This window comes from Streptomyces sp. NPDC021093 (assembly GCF_044333135.1).
Taxonomy (GTDB): Bacteria; Actinomycetota; Actinomycetes; order Streptomycetales; family Streptomycetaceae; genus Streptomyces.
Genome location: NZ_JBIRQJ010000021.1, coordinates 13974 through 28179, shown reverse-complemented (window position 1 = coordinate 28179; position 14206 = coordinate 13974). Strand labels below are relative to the sequence as shown.

11 protein-coding genes and 4 pseudogenes are annotated in these 14206 nt (G+C 66.4%); 8 read left to right on the top strand and 7 right to left on the bottom strand.

The genetic code is table 11. The annotated features are described in order from the left end of the window. Positions 1-98: 98 nt before the first annotated feature. Positions 99-521 (bottom strand): NUDIX domain-containing protein, encoded by a 423-nt coding sequence (locus tag ACH4SP_RS42215; RefSeq protein WP_398423764.1) that lies wholly within the window; start codon positions 519-521, stop codon positions 99-101. An 80-nt stretch (positions 522-601) separates the two neighbouring features. Between ACH4SP_RS42215 and ACH4SP_RS42210 the strand changes: the two genes are divergently transcribed. The 3 genes from ACH4SP_RS42210 to ACH4SP_RS42200 all read left to right on the top strand — a co-directional run bounded on the left by ACH4SP_RS42210 (position 602) and on the right by ACH4SP_RS42200 (position 2766). Further along, entirely contained in the window at positions 602-1324 is a 723-nt protein-coding gene (locus ACH4SP_RS42210) for an NUDIX domain-containing protein (protein ID WP_398423831.1), read from the top strand. Then, complete coding sequence (locus ACH4SP_RS42205) at positions 1227-1619, top strand: hypothetical protein (protein WP_398423762.1); 393 nt, start codon at positions 1227-1229, stop codon at positions 1617-1619. Before ACH4SP_RS42210 ends, ACH4SP_RS42205 begins: the two co-directional genes overlap by 98 nt. A gap of 196 nt (positions 1620-1815) precedes the next feature. Next, complete coding sequence (locus tag ACH4SP_RS42200; RefSeq protein WP_398423760.1) at positions 1816-2766, top strand: IS481 family transposase; 951 nt, start codon at positions 1816-1818, stop codon at positions 2764-2766. Between the two features lie 21 nt (positions 2767-2787). Here the strand turns inward: ACH4SP_RS42200 and ACH4SP_RS42195 are convergent. Further along, positions 2788-3719 (bottom strand): annotated as a pseudogene (locus tag ACH4SP_RS42195) (IS5 family transposase). A 140-nt stretch (positions 3720-3859) separates the two neighbouring features. Here ACH4SP_RS42195 and ACH4SP_RS42190 point away from each other — a divergent pair. Continuing rightward, on the top strand, positions 3860-4237 hold the full coding sequence (locus tag ACH4SP_RS42190; RefSeq protein ID WP_030216423.1) for a hypothetical protein: 378 nt from the start codon (positions 3860-3862) through the stop codon (positions 4235-4237). Continuing rightward, positions 4206-4490 (top strand): annotated as a pseudogene (locus ACH4SP_RS42185) (hypothetical protein); the annotation flags it as partial. The gene ACH4SP_RS42190 and the pseudogene ACH4SP_RS42185, both read left to right, overlap by 32 nt. 127 nt (positions 4491-4617) lie before the next feature. Here ACH4SP_RS42185 and ACH4SP_RS42180 read toward each other — a convergent pair. After that, complete coding sequence (locus ACH4SP_RS42180) at positions 4618-6459, bottom strand: IS1182 family transposase (protein WP_398423759.1); 1842 nt, start codon at positions 6457-6459, stop codon at positions 4618-4620. 657 nt (positions 6460-7116) lie between these two features. Further along, complete coding sequence (locus ACH4SP_RS42175) at positions 7117-8832, bottom strand: hypothetical protein (RefSeq protein WP_398423757.1); 1716 nt, start codon at positions 8830-8832, stop codon at positions 7117-7119. 153 nt (positions 8833-8985) lie between these two features. On the opposite strand from ACH4SP_RS42175, the pseudogene ACH4SP_RS42170 reads away from it, so the two are divergent. Then, positions 8986-9377 (top strand): annotated as a pseudogene (locus ACH4SP_RS42170) (IS5/IS1182 family transposase); the annotation flags it as partial. Positions 9378-9579: 202 nt separating this feature from the next. Here the strand turns inward: ACH4SP_RS42170 and ACH4SP_RS42165 are convergent. Further along, entirely contained in the window at positions 9580-10521 is a 942-nt protein-coding gene (locus ACH4SP_RS42165) for a pentapeptide repeat-containing protein (RefSeq protein ID WP_398423755.1), read from the bottom strand. Between the two features lie 289 nt (positions 10522-10810). After that, positions 10811-11179, bottom strand: a complete 369-nt coding sequence (locus ACH4SP_RS42160; protein WP_398423753.1) for a winged helix-turn-helix domain-containing protein — start codon at positions 11177-11179, stop codon at positions 10811-10813. A 267-nt stretch (positions 11180-11446) separates the two neighbouring features. Between ACH4SP_RS42160 and ACH4SP_RS42155 the strand changes: the two genes are divergently transcribed. Continuing rightward, positions 11447-12043: an RICIN domain-containing protein gene (locus ACH4SP_RS42155; RefSeq protein WP_398423751.1), complete on the top strand. Its 597-nt coding sequence runs from the start codon at positions 11447-11449 to the stop codon at positions 12041-12043. An 894-nt stretch (positions 12044-12937) separates the two neighbouring features. On the opposite strand, the pseudogene ACH4SP_RS42150 reads toward ACH4SP_RS42155, so the two are convergent. Next, positions 12938-13096: pseudogene (locus tag ACH4SP_RS42150) on the bottom strand (transposase); the annotation flags it as partial. A gap of 360 nt (positions 13097-13456) precedes the next feature. Here ACH4SP_RS42150 and ACH4SP_RS42145 point away from each other — a divergent pair. Next, a complete protein-coding gene (locus ACH4SP_RS42145; protein WP_398423749.1) occupies positions 13457-14062 on the top strand; it encodes a hypothetical protein in 606 nt (201 codons plus the stop codon). Positions 14063-14206: the final 144 nt, after the last annotated feature.

The window sequence follows — 14206 nt, the reverse complement described above, 5'->3', positions numbered from 1 at the left end:
CGGGCAGCCAAAAGAGCTTGAGCCTGAGGCGTCGCCCAGTGCCACAAGACATGGCGTGTCGACGGCCGCTGCGCCAACTCACCCCCGGTCATCGCCGGTTACCCCTGGAGCCCGTACCAGGCAGCGATCGACTGCTTGTACCCGTCCGGCATGCGCAGTTCGGGAACCTCGTCCGCGGTGAACAGCCCCACCTGCTTGTGCTCGTGACTGACAACCGGGGTGGTGTCCGGGGTGAGGACGGTGCACCCGTAGGTGACGATCACGACACGCCGCTCGGGCTTCGTCTCGGGGAGCGGCTGATAGATCCACACGTCCAGCAGTGGCCCGGCCTTGACCGCCCACCCGGACTCCTCGCTGATCTCCCGCACCACCGCCTCCTCCGGGGAATCGTCGGCGGGCTCCAGACGGCCTCCCGGCAGCTCCCACTCCTCGCGTTCGTTCTTCAGCAGCAGCACCCGGCCCCGCCCGTCCAGGGCGACGCCCTTAACGGAAACGGGCCAGGTCGGAGGCGTGTAGGCCATCGCATTCCCTCACGGTTACGGCGGTTCACGGGTCTTCGGAACGTAGCACGCCGACAACAACTCGCGTCCGGTATAGGTGAATTGACCGGGTCGACAATCTGTCGCTTTACCCCCGGGCCGCGCACCCCCACGTTGGTGTTCCACCCGAGACGGGCGACGTGCTCCTGGTCCAGCCCTCCTACAAGAAGGGCTTTCAGCTCGTCGGCGGTGGCGCGATGCCGGACGAGGAGCCGCAGCACGCCGCCTACCGCGAAGCCGTCGAAGAGACCGGGATACCGCACCTGACGGTCGGAGACCTCCTGCTCGTCGACTACATCCCCACCAACCCCAAGACCGGCGCCGCGGAAGGCCTGAACCTGGTGTTCGACGGGGGGCGTCATCCCCGACGACGCCACGATCAAGCTCCCCGCCGCGCTCCCCGGCCAGGATCCCGAGCTGGTCGGCGCGCAGTTCTGCCCGCCGGACTCCCTGGACGATGTCTGCGCCCCCTACAACAATGCGAAGACTTTGGGCCATCGGGCAGGCGAGGCCTGATGATTCGACCAAAGCGGATGTTGCCCCCTGATGGTTCGAGCTCGGGGCGATCTTCACGCTCGCCAGTTTTTCGCCATTCTGGATGCGACGCCCTGTCTTTGCGTGCTGCCCCGTTCTTTTCCGCTCCGCTCGCCTCTATGGTGCTGGAAACGTTCGAGCGAAGGGGGATTCATGTTCAAGGTTCGGCGAATTTCCGCGATCACGGTCGTCGTTGCGGCGACCCTCGCCACGGTCGTTGCACCAGTGCATGCTTCGGAGCAGCCGACTAAGGCACCGGCAGTCAAGACCTGCTACGGCGATGCGAAATACTTCACAACGTATTCGGGTACTCCCCCGTTCTACCCTGCCAGGGGGACTTACCTCAGGGTTCGTGGTATCGCCTGTAATGACATCAACGTCAAACTAAACGTTGCGGCTGACGCAAGGGTCTGCACGAGGGCGAAGTGCTACGGCTGGGTCAGTGCCCCAAAGGGTTCCTGGAAAGTAATCTTCAAGAATTCGGTAAAGAACTACGAGTTCTACATGCAGTTCAGTCGATCGACTTCCGGGCTGCATGCGGACTGAGGCGGCTCAGCCGATCGTTTACCGCACGACGGCACGCACGCGATAGAGCTCCCTCCGGGAGGTGGGAGCTTCGTCGTGCAGGGCTCACGGCCTAGGTGTATTGATCACGAGCGTTGTTGACACTGGCCGGGCTTGATCATGGCGAAGACCTCCGGTGTGGTGGAGCTGTCTAGGAACGCACCACGCGGAGGTCTTCGTGTCCCACCGTAATGCCCGGCTGACCGTCTTCGGGAGGCGACTGCTGGTCGAGCGCGTCTGCCCGGGCCGCCCGGTCGCGCACGTGGCGGCCGAGATGGGGATCTCGCGGGCAACGGCCCACAAGTGGCTGCGGCGCTGGCGGACCGAGGGCGAGGCGGGCCTGGCCGATCGCTCCAGCAGGCCCCGCACGACACCGCACCGAACCCCCGCGGACATGGAGGCACGCGTCTGCCGGCTGCGGACCGACCGCAAGCTGGGGCCGGCCCGGATCGGCCCGGTCCTGGGGCTGCCGGCCTCGACCGTCCACCGCGTTCTGACCCGTCACCGGCTCAACCGCCTGTCCTGGACGGACCGTCCGACCGGCGCCGTGATCCGCCGCTACGAACGTGAACACCCCGGCGAGCTGATCCACGTGGATGTGAAGAAGCTCGGCCGGATTCCCGACGGCGGCGGCCACAGGACCCTGGGCCGCCAGGCCGGCCGGGCCACCCGCAGCCGGGTGGGCTTCGACTACGTCCATTCCGCCGTCGACGACCACTCCCGGCTCGCCTGCAGCGAGATCCACCCGGACGAGAAGGCCGCGACCTGCGCGGACTTCCTCACCCGCGCAGCCGCATTCTTCCGCGGCCAGGGCATCTCCCGGATCGACCGCGTCCTGGCGGACAACGCCTGGGCCTACCGCAAGGCCCTCGCCTGGAAGACCGCCCTGGCAGACCTCGGCGCGACCGGCAAACTCACCCGCGCCTACCGGCCACAGACCAACGGCAAGGCCGAACGCTTCAACCGCACCCTGCTCGAAGAATGGGCCTACCAACGGCCCTGCACCTCAAACAACGAACGGGCAGCGGCCCTGACAGACTTCCTCCACACCTACAACCACCACCGCTGCCACACCGCACTCGAAGGCAAGCCACCCATCAGCCGTGTGAACAACCCTGCGGGTCAATAGACCTAGGGACTGTTTCTCGGATCATGTTCTGAGCCAGATGACGAGGGCTGCGAGCGTGACGGTTCCGAGGTAGATGTAAGCGCGCTTCTCGTAGCGGGTAGCGACGGCCCGGAAGCCCTTGAGGCGGTTGATGGTGCGTTCGACGGTGTTGCGCTTCTTGTAGCGCTCGCTGTCGAAGCCGGTGGGTCGGCCGCCTCGGGAACCTCGGTTCCTGCGGTGTCTTTGCTGGTCGAGACGTTCGGGGATCGTGTGCGGGATGCCGCGTCGTCGCAGGTAACGGCGGTTCCTGCGGGACGTGTAGGCCTTGTCCGCCAGGACGCGGTCGGGCCGGGTGCGAGGCCGGCCGACTCCGGTCCGCGGCACCGACACCTGCTCCAGGACCCGTTCGAGCTGGGGTCCGTCGCCGTAGTGTCCGGGTGTCAGGACGAGGCCGAGGGGCCGGCATCGCCCGTCGGCCACGAGGTGGATCTTGGTGGTGAACCCGCCGCGGGAACGTCCCAGGCATTCGCCGATCTGACCACCTCCTCCAGACGGGCGGCCAGTTTCCGCAGTGCCGGATCGACCTGGTTCGTCCCCCGCCCGGCCCCCTTTTGAGGAACGGCGGACGGGGACACCTTCCTTGCCCCGGCGGCGTGCTGGTGGGCTCGTACTGCTGTCGAGTCCACCGACACGTCCCAGTCGATCCCGCCCGCCGCGTCCGCGGCTGCCTGGATGCGGGACAGCAGCATCTGCCACGTCCCATCCGCCGACCAGCGACGATGCCGCTTGTAGACCGTCTCCCACGGCCCGAACCGCTCGAGCAGATCCCGCCACTGCACGCCGGTCCGCACCCGGTAGAGAACCCCGTTGATCACCCGGCGATGGTCGCTCCACCGACCACCACGCGTACCCCCGGGAGGCAAGAACGACTCCAGCCGATCCCACTCCGCATTCGTCAGATCCCCACGACCCATGAAGCCAGCCTGGCCCCAACATCCCACCCACGTCAGGAGATCCGAGAAACAGTGCCTAGTGCTGTGACCGGGATGGTCCACCGTGATCGGAAGGCGGCTCGCGGGACGAGCGCACGCGCAACGGCTGGTATTACTGGGGCATGCAGGAAGAGACAGCACGCTCCGCGATCGACACGTTCATCTCCGCGTTCAACGCCTCGGACGACAGCTATGTGACTGCCCTGCTCTCCCAGGCCCTGACCTCAGACGTGGTCTTCTGGGGACCGTTGGGCCGCAGCGAAGGAATCGCGGCGGTCGAGCGGTTCGTGCTGGACATCCGGCGCCACCCGGCGGGGACCGGCACGATGGTGCGCTGCTCAGCGGTGGACATGCCTGACGAGTGGGCCCGGTACCAGTGGGTCTTCACCACGCCGGACGGAGGCCCCCGCCTGGCGGGAACGGACGTCGTCCATCTGCGGCGGAGCCTCATCGACCAGGTCATCGTCTTTGCGGGGGAGATCGAGCCGTCCGCCTCCTGAGTCGTCCTTCTGTCGCTGTCCTTCTCGTGAACTTGTCCCTTTCGGCACTCCGGGGCTGAGGTTCGCGGTCGGTCAGGCTGCGGCGTTGAGGGGGCCCCGCTGCACGGGAGGTGGCTGCTTCCTTTACCAGAAAGTCTGTGACCTGGACGGTGAAGTCCTCACCGCCGCGGAGATCGGCCGCGGCTACGAAATGTCCAAGGACACTATCGTCGAGATCACCGACGAGGAGCTCGGGGCGATGCCGCTGCCGACCGCGAAGGCGATCGAGGTCGTCGCGTTCGTGCCCGCGGAGTCGATCGACCCGGTGGCTCTGTTCACGAGTTCCGGCTCTGGCCCACTTCGTGGGCTCTGTCGCTGTTTTGGGATGCTGTTGGTGATCTTCAGTGGGGCGTGTTCCGGCAGAGCCGCTGGAATTGACTGGTGCGACGGGGCGGGCGGGGTGGGGTGGTGCCCGGTGGAAAGTGTCCGCCGAGTCGGACGATGTTGGTTCCGGCGGCGATGAGGACGTGCTGGACGTGGGTTTTCGCAAGGTCGTGGTAGCGGCAGTGCCGCAGGCCGTGGGCATGGACAGTTTCTGAGACGGTGGCTTCGCAGCCAGCGCGGATCGCGGAGTGCTGCTGCCACTGAGGAGTCTCCTGCTCGTGCCGAACCCGGGTCTGGATCTCCTGCAGTTGCTGCGGCAGCAGGATGATGTGGCGGCCCCGTCCGTCGGCGTTGCCGGTGCACTCCAAACGGTCGGGGCAGGCCCGGCAGGCGGGCTTGGGAAACAGGACGGACAGCCGCTCGTGCCCGTCACCGAGCGTCGGTTTCCACGGAGGGCTGGTGACGCCGCGGGGGCAGGTGAGGGTTTGCGCCTCCCAGTCGGGAACGAAGTCCGCCTTGGTGAAGCCGGGATGCGCACGGGCCCGAGGGTCGGGGCGGACCGGGCCGGTCAGCACGAAGCCGTGCACGCGGGCGGCCTGGTCGATCGTCTCAGGGGTGACGTATCCGGCGTCGACGAAGTGTTCCAGACCGGTGAAGCCCTGCCGGGCCAGCCCCTGGTGAATCGCGTCGAGCGCGTCGATGTCCTGCTCGGGCGCCGGTTGGGTGACAACTTGCACGATCACGCGCGGGCCGTCGTCACAGATCTCGGTCTGGTGATCGCGGTAGCCGATCCAGTGCTTCTTCCCGGCCGCGGTGAGCTTCTGGCGGTAGCGGGCCTCGGGGTCATACGGCGAGAGGATCTCCAGGCTGGCCCACGGAACACTGGCCGTGTCAGGGTCCGGACGGCCCTCCGCGCCGGGCTGCAGTGCGGCCCTGCGGGCCATGTTGCGCCGGCTCAGACGGTCTTTGTGGGACTTCGGATCTCGCCAGCGCAGCCGGCCCGAGCTGTCGTGCCAGTACTGCTGGACCCAGACCTGTCGCAGCAGTTCCACCTGCGGCAGCGCACGCAGCCTCGGCGGCGCATCGTCGGCGAAGACGGCCGTCAGCAGACCCAGCCCGTCCGCGCCGACCTGCGGCACGTACTCCTGCAGGGCCGCTTTCCCCTTGGGAAGCCGGTGGTAGAAGGCCGGACGCCCGTACCGGTCCGCCCAGTCCGCAGTGATCAATGTTGTCAGCCATTGTCCGTCGGCCAGGGCGAGTTGCTCCAGGGCGGCCCGCAGGGTTTCGGTGACCAGCTCCGTCCGGTTCAGCGTCCGGACCGCGGCCAGCACATGGGTGGAGTCCGTCCGTACTGCCCCCCGCCGCTTGACCAGGCCCGCGGCAGCGAGACGGTCCACCATCACGGCCAGCAGCCGGTCCGCCCGGTCGTCCTGGGCCATCCGGGCGCGGAACTCGCTGAGCACCGAGAAGTCGAAGCCCGCATCGTCCAGTTCGAGCCCGAGACAGTACTTCCAGTCCAGGCGGCAGCGGACCGCCTCGGCGGCCTGCCGGTCGGTCAGGTTCTCCGCGAACTGCAACACCGACACCATCGCCAGGCAGGCCGGCGACAGACCCCGCCTCCCGTCGGCCGGATACCAGTCGGCGAAGTCCTCGTCCGTGAACAGCTCGTCCAGCCGGTCCCGCACCCACATCGCCACCGTGCCCCCCGGGTTGCTCGCCCGCGCCACCCGCACCGTCAGCGACGGAACCACCCGCCCCGCGCCTGAGCCCATCGCCATCACGGCCACCCCCGACCGCTCGGTCCACCCCGCACCGGAACCAGCAGACCACGACACCTCGATCAACAGGGAAGAACTCAAGAGGTCTTCACCAGGACGAGCGAAGATCACCAACAGCATCGATCTTGGGGAGCGCTCGCGGAGGGTTACCTCGGTGTTCGACTGCAAGGAGGAGCTGTGATGGGTCTCCAGGATGCGAGGTGAAAGCCCACGTGGTGGTCTGTTCGTATGCTCCCGGCAAGCGTGGCTGCCGGACGGTGAGGTGACGGAGGGAGACGGCCGTGAAGCACCGCCGGGCGTCGGCTGTGAAGCAGGGCAAGAAGACCTGCGGAACGTGCGGTCGGCTGATGGTGGACCGCTGGCGCCTGGGGAGGCTGCGGAGGAAGTGCACGCCGAAGCGGTGCCGTACGCAGGACCGCGGGGTGGGCGTCGGGGAGGCATCGGCAGAAGCGGCTACGGAGGGGACCATGGAGGCGCTCTTCCATGGTGCCGTCGGCACGATCGGCACCGGCGCGAAGGCCGTCGTTCGAGTCCTGTTTGACTAACGGGCCTGTCCCATATGCTCCCTTCCGGCCCATGGCGGAAGGGAGCATATGGGACAGGGCGAACGGGAATACTGACAGGGGCGAGCTCACCCCGGATATGCCGTGGCTTCGCAGGCGCGCCAGTTTTCCGGGCGGAGTCGGCCGTGGTCCGGGATGTGGGTTTGTTCGCGAGTAGGGATGTCGATGTTCTCGATCACATGAGGTGAGTGGTCCACTGAATGTTGGTCGGCTCCGGCGGGAAGAACGGCGGATCGATGCGGATTGGCCCGGTCTCGGCACCCGTGGGTACGTACCGTGACAGGCCCGTGAAGCTGTAGAGGGATTCGGGCCCCGAGCCCGCCGCCAGCGGTGCGATGATCGTCGGCCTCTCCGTGCAGTTGCCGTAGTGCATCGTGACGGTTGTGCCGGTACCGCCTGGCTGTTCCCACCGTGTGCCGCACTGGTCGGCGAGCGCTCGTGGGGAGCCATCGGCGTTCGAACGGGACCCTGGGGAGGGGCCGATTCGGGCTCCGCCGCGCTCGAAGCCGTCGTGTGCGGAGACCGGACCTGGCTGATCACTCGCCTCGCGAGCATCAGCGCCGTTCTCACTCCTCCCGCGTTCCGGAGTGGGGTCCCAGCAGTGTGTCACCGACTGCATGTTGGTCGGCACCGGAGGGAAGTAGGACCGGTCGATCACCCACGAGGTCACGCTTCCCGGAGGCACGATTCTGCAGATCCGGGCGAATGTGTACTTCGTCTCCGCTGCTGGCTCACCGACGGCGAACGGCGCCACGACCTGGGTGGTGTTCGAGCAGTTCGCAAACTGCATGAAGACGGGTGTGTACGCGCCTCCGGGCTGCTGCCAGTGTGCTCCGCACGCCGGGGCTGCAGCCGCAGCTCCTGTGCCCGTCGCACGGCTCTTCTCCGTGCCTGCCGTCCCCGGACGACAGTCGGTGTGCGGGTTGTCGCGGGTCAACGCACAGGCCAGCAACCGGCCCTGCCCCGATGCCGCATACCGGTTCTCCAGCCCCTGCATCAGATCCACCCACTGCAGTCGGGTGTCGGTGACGGCAAGCTGTACAGCTTGGTTGAAATTCTGGCCGATCTTCCCTCGATGGCTGGTTGGGGCTGTGGTCTGTCCGGTGTTCGGGTCGATGTCCCCCGTGTCCTTGTTCAGGCCGCGATCCTCGCCGTTGAATGTGGCGCCATGGCGGACCCGTCCCCTGCAGCGCTCCGGCGCACTGAGGTACCAGCATCCGGTGGTCAGATCACGCGGGATCTGACTGGTTGTAGGGCCGGGCCCGAGGAAGTTGAAGAACAGCGCCGGTTTGGGCAGGTTGAGTCCGGGCGGATTGGCCGTGCCGGGCGCCTCGCTGGGCTCTGCGATGTCGGCCCAGTTGGAGTGGGAGTAGAAGTCCTGCACCGTATGCAGTGCCCATCCCCAGTCATCGATCACTTTGCGTTTGGCCCGGCCGAACTCCTCCCCGGTCTTCAGCTGGTTGTTGGAATCCAGCATGTGCTGCGCGCCGTCGACGGCGCGACCGAAGGCCTCGCGTGCGTGCGCGACGCAGGCCAGCAGGGCGGCAGAGGCTTGGTCGCGGGTCTGCGGATAGGCGTTGCCTGCGTTGTGTGACGGATCGAGATAGTCGGCGTTGTCGCAGTGCGCTGCTGCCGGGCTGCCACTGACCGGGTTGTCGGGCTTGCCAACTCCACCCCAGAAATCTGGGTTGTTCCAGGGTCCTCCGTTGCCGGCGAGCATGTCGAGCGACCGGGGATCGAAGCAATGGCTCCGGTCGGTTCCACTCTGCGGGCATCGGAGCGCAGCCCGCGTGACCTTGGAGTGTTCACGCCCGGGCACCGTCCCGAACGCGGTGGCCTCCGGCGCCGACGCCACCGCGACGACAGCGAAGCCGACCAGCAGGCTCAGCACAGCTCCGAGACAGATCAGACGATTCCTATGACGAGAACGAGGTCTTCTGGGAGGCATCGGGCAATCCCCTTCTGAAGGTGGCCGCCACTGCACACTCGGTGATGTCATCGCGCATCATGGCCGCCACCACCGGGCCGGGCAACACCTGCATTCGGCCTCCTTCTCGGGGTCCTGGTCACCGCCGCGTGTGTGCAGGACACCATCGCCGGCCAGACCCTGATCGAGAAGATCGCCGCCGAGCACCCAGGAGTCTGCAAGACCTGGGTCGACGGCGGCTACCGCCAGCGCCTCGTCGAACACGCAGCCACCCTCGGCATCGACATGCACATCGTCCGCCGCGACCCCGCCACCAAGGGCTTATCCGTTCTGCACAGCCGGTGGACCGTCGAGAGAACGCCGCGGGGACGGCTCATGAACCACCGCCGCCTAGCCCGGGACCACGAAGCCCACCCCCACCGCTCCGAAGCCGTGATCCACCTCGCGATGATCAACCTCATGCCTCGCAGGCTCACCGCCGAATCACCCCCACATGGCGCGGAGCATAAATCGGATTCAACCCGGTAATCAGGGATGAACCATCTGGAGGAAACGCCCTCTTGCGAGGATTCGTCATTCCTGTTAACCGACGTCACCGACTAGATCAAGGGCTGGAGCGAGAATCCCCGGCTGTTTCGTGTGGCACAAGACCGCCGACGGGATCCTCGACAGCCTCGCCCGCTGCTGCCGACACATCACTAACTCAGGACACTAGGAGCCGATGGGCTTCTTGCTCTTGGCGATTTTCTCCCGAATCTTGGGGTTCTTCGCGAGTTCCGCAGGCAGCACAGTGCGTGTATCAACCTGTGCGCCAAGCAGTTGCTCCACGGTGATTCTTGCGGATCTCTTCGACCGCCACTCCGAGGGCTTGCCGTTGACCAGCCGTCCGGGTTGGTCTCGCAGGTAGGCACCTCGCAGATCCGTTCCGGCGAGGTTGGCTCCGGTGAAGTCAGCGCCTCGCAGGTCTGCGTTGCGCAGGTCCGCACGTTGCAGGGACGCGTTGACCAGTGAAGCGTCCACGACACTCGCCTCGCGAAGTTGTGCCTGGTCGAGCTGGCCGTCATTGAGGGTGGCTTGGTACAACTGGGCTGCGCTCAGGTCCGCCCTGGTCAAATCCGCCTTGTCCAATTCTGTTCCGACCAGGTGGGCCTTGCGGAGGTCGGCACCGGACAGATTCGCGTCGCGCAGGATCGCGCCGCTCAGGTTTGCCTCGGCCAATTGCGGACTGCCGGTAGTGCCGTCAGAGGCTATGGGGCCGCGCAGGCCGATATGCGGTATGTACGCCTCACGCAGGTCCACCTCCGCCTTGTCATCGTGCAGAGGGAGGCGCCGGGTCAGGACTTCGAACGCCGAGTGCACATCGGCTTCGGGCCGTCCCTCGTAGCCGACACTCTCCTTGCCGGAGGACCGTGCGTGGGTTCGAACGTAGGCGGAGAGCACGTCCACAACGGCAGGCTGGTAGTTGGGCGAGTCCCGCATGAGCCGCTGCATTGCGTAGATACCCCCCAATCGCACGTCGGGTGACTGGTCGCCGAGGTTGGTGACGGCTGCGGTGTAGCGTTCCGCAAGCTGCCCTTCCTGCGTGGTACCTGTGTCAGCCTTGCCCTGCTGCACGGTGAAGAAGACGGCCGCGATGGCAGCCAGCGCCGTCACCGTGCTGCCTACTGCGGTGCCCAGGACCTCGATCCGCCGAACCCAAGAGCGTTCCTCCTCTGTCTCTGTCCGCGCGCCGTGACGGCCCGCCACGCTGGCCCTGCGTTCAGTTATGCGTCGAATCTGCTGTGCGCGTCCCCGCCCTCGTAAGGCACCCATCGTCATGAGAAAGATTGGACCCGCCAGACCGGCGCTCTGCCGGGCCTTTACCGAACGGACACCAATGAGATGAGTCCGTCCAGCCGGCGGGCGAGGAAGCGGGCCCGCCACTTGGAGACCGTCTCGCAGGTCACCCCGACCTGAAGCGGGCGATCCCTGAGTCGTCCCGCTCGACCGCCCGGCGCTCAGGCCGTTGCAAACTCCAGCCCAGTCGTGCGGTGAGCAGACGCCAGACCGCCGCCCGCGACAGCAACACCCCGGTCACCCGCTCAACTACCAGACCGACTCGCTCCAGCGTCCACAGATCAGCCTCGAAGTCGTACTCCTGGGCGTCTCGCTCCAACGCGGCCCCCGCTTGCCCTACTTGGGCGTCGCTCAGCTTCGGCCGGCGTGAAGCCGTCCGGGCCAAGGGCGGCACTCCCGACAGCGAGAAGCAGCTCCGCCGCCGGATCCGCAAACTCAGGGGGAACTCAGGGCCCAGGTCGCCACGGAACTGCATCAGCTCCGCAGCGACGTCGATGCGTTGGTCGGCATCGACGCCTGGAAGGGCAAGGGCTGCTGCGCAGCCCCCGCCGCCACAACGGCGCCGAAGTCGTCATCGCCGCCATCATGATCTGGCTCCGCTGATCGACAGGACACGCCCTGGCCGGGTTCCGGCGTGGCTTGTTCAGGGGTAACGCGCGCTCGACCCTCTGTGCTGAGGTGGCCCCCGTACAGGAATCGGCTCGTGCGACACGGACCGACCACCGAGCAACAGGGAGAGAACATGCCCCGCACCAGACGTTGGGCCGCAGTGACCGCCGCCGTCGCTCTCGCCACCGCCATGGCCGGCACCGCCACAGCGAGCGAGCGCCCCCAGCCCGCCCCCAAGCCCGTGCACTGGACCGCCCCCACTCCGGGTCTCACCGCTCCAGCACCGCAGAGGGTGCTGGACGTACCCGTGCGCATCACCAATGACTTCGTGAACCGCCCCACCACCCAGTGCCTGGACGTCGACGCAAACGGCGGCGGCAACGGCACAGTCGTTCAGGTCTGGCAGTGCAACGGAACGAGCCAGCAGCGCTGGTACCTCTGGAACAACGGCGCGCTGGAGAGCTACCGCTTCCCCGGCAAGTGCCTGGACGCCGACCTCAACGGGGGCGGCCGCAACGGCACCAAGGTGCAGATCTGGGACTGCAACAACACCTCACAACAGAGCTGGTCCCACCCGGCGGGCGACCGCGCGATCTACAACGCCCGCTTCTACGGCGGCGGCAACATCGTCATGGATCGGGACGCGAACGTCTGGGGCAACGGCGCCCGCGTCCAGCTTTGGCAGAAGAACTTCCAGTCGCAGCAGTGGTGGAACGTCTGGGCGGACTGACCACGGGCACCGACACGTGATGCAGCGTCAGTACAGGCCGAGCAAGGGCCGGGAGACACTCGTGGGAGACCGCTGTCAGCAGCCTCTGCAGCAACCGAAGAAGTCCTGACAGGAGGCCGCTTGTCGTCTCCCGCCTGTCCGTCCGGGAGAAACACCAGACTCACCGGTGGGCTCTCACGGCGCAGGCTCGGCCGGCGCGGGCAAGCCAGCGGAAGGCAGCGACAGGCAGCGGCAATCCTCGTCGAGCAGTCCGGCGAGCACGCCACGGGATACGGGGGCGGGCGAGGTCGATTCTGGTCCACTTCGTGTGGAGCCGGCCGAAGCTGCGGGCCTGGAAGGCAGGCGACTCAGTACCACGCAGGTCAGGCGCCTTCGCCAGCAGCACACGACAGCGCGCCATGCTGCCGCCACACGAAGTGGACCAGAGCCCGTCTCTCATCGACACAGCCACCCCATCGGCCCGCGTGCCGCTCAGCTGAGTGGCTCGCCGGATACTGGTGGGTCGTCGCACGTCGCCTCAACGATGGGTTGGTGGAACCAGCTCCCGCCAAGCTTCAGCGTGGGGCGTCCTTCAAGGGAGGCGGGAATGCTTTCCCGTGCTGAGACGGAAGCCAGCATTGTGCGAAGTGAGATGCAGAGTGCTAACACCCAGGCATCTGTGATGATTGCTGTCGTAGCTATTACGGCAAGCGCGTTTGCGGGGCAGCCTGAAGGACTTTTCCGGCACTCGTGGATCACAACCACCCTGGCCACTACAGAAGTCGTGGTGGCATCAGGCACGGTCTGGCTGCTTCTGGATGTCGTTCTTCCTCGCCTGGACGCCTCTGGAAGAGGAAGTTTCCAGACGGGCAGATTACAACCGTGACCAGTTGCATGACGCGCTCACAGCCGACTTCCAGATCGCCGGCCGTTGTCGATGTCGTCCTGCCGCAACCACTTCGACAACGTGACGGGATGGATACCGAGATCGATCGCCATCTGCTTGGCCTGCTTGCCGGCGCGGACCAGCGCGATCGCACGCGCCCGGAACTCCGGAGGATAGGGACGAGGCATGACTTCCAGCCTTCCGTGAAGGACTGTCAGTTAGCCACCAGAACTGGAACCCAGGACAGGGGGCAGGTCAAACCTGTCACCCAAACCTGCAGCAGCCCCTCGCGGCAAGTTGTTCGCGAAGCGTGGCAAGGCTCTCCAGACTAGGACCCGTGAACCTTCTTTCGACCAAGACGCTCGGTGTGATCACCGAGGTCGCCAACGACTGCTCCGCCTCGGAGCTGAAGAACATGCTCATGGGCCAGTGGTCTGTCGGACGGAGACCCTCCGCGGCTCGACAACAAATACGAGATCGTGAGGAAACCTCTCCTGGCCGCCCGCACGGCCATCCAGGACGCGGGTGACACAGAAGCGCACCGGGAGATGCTTGAGTTCGTACGGCTCGTGAGCGAGTGGCTCCACCGCTATCGCCGGGCCAAAGAACTCGATGCCCTCCGCGAAGCGCTGCGGAGCGATGGCTACGAGTTGCAGACCGACGTCAACGGCCAAGGCCGTTCGGCCTGCCGCCTCCTCCCGAGTGAGCCGGAAGCTGCCCCGCTCGCTCCTCAAATCACGGCATTGGAGGCGGAACTGGCCGCTCGCGGCTATGCAGACGCGCTTGGCCACTACCGGCTGACGGTGAAGCACTTCGCTGAGCAGGACCACGCGTCCTCGAACGGTCAGCTCCGAGCAGCGCTCGAAAGCCTGATCGTCAACCTGGCCGTCGACCACACCGGCTACGTCGACAACAACCAGGCTAACCAGGGCACAAACGCGATCAATACGCTCTACGTGAAGAGTGGGAAGCCTCCTGCCGTCCTCGGCAAGCCACTGCCGGAGCGCGACGGCGGCGCCATGCTTCATGGCATCTGGCACATCTCTCACACGAACGGCTCGCACCCGGGACTGTCGGATGCTCAGGAGGCACGTATTCGTATGCAGCTCATCACTGGGCTCGCCCAGTTCCTCCTGCGGCACTTCCCTGTCTAGAGTGCCGATCTGGTGCTGTCCGCGACAGTTGTCGCGGACAGCACCCCTCCGTCGAGCTGCAAGGATCACCGCTTGCGATCCGGACGCCCCGAGAGAAGCGACATGGGTGAAGTGGGCGGTCCAACCGGTACGGGAGCGGTCCGC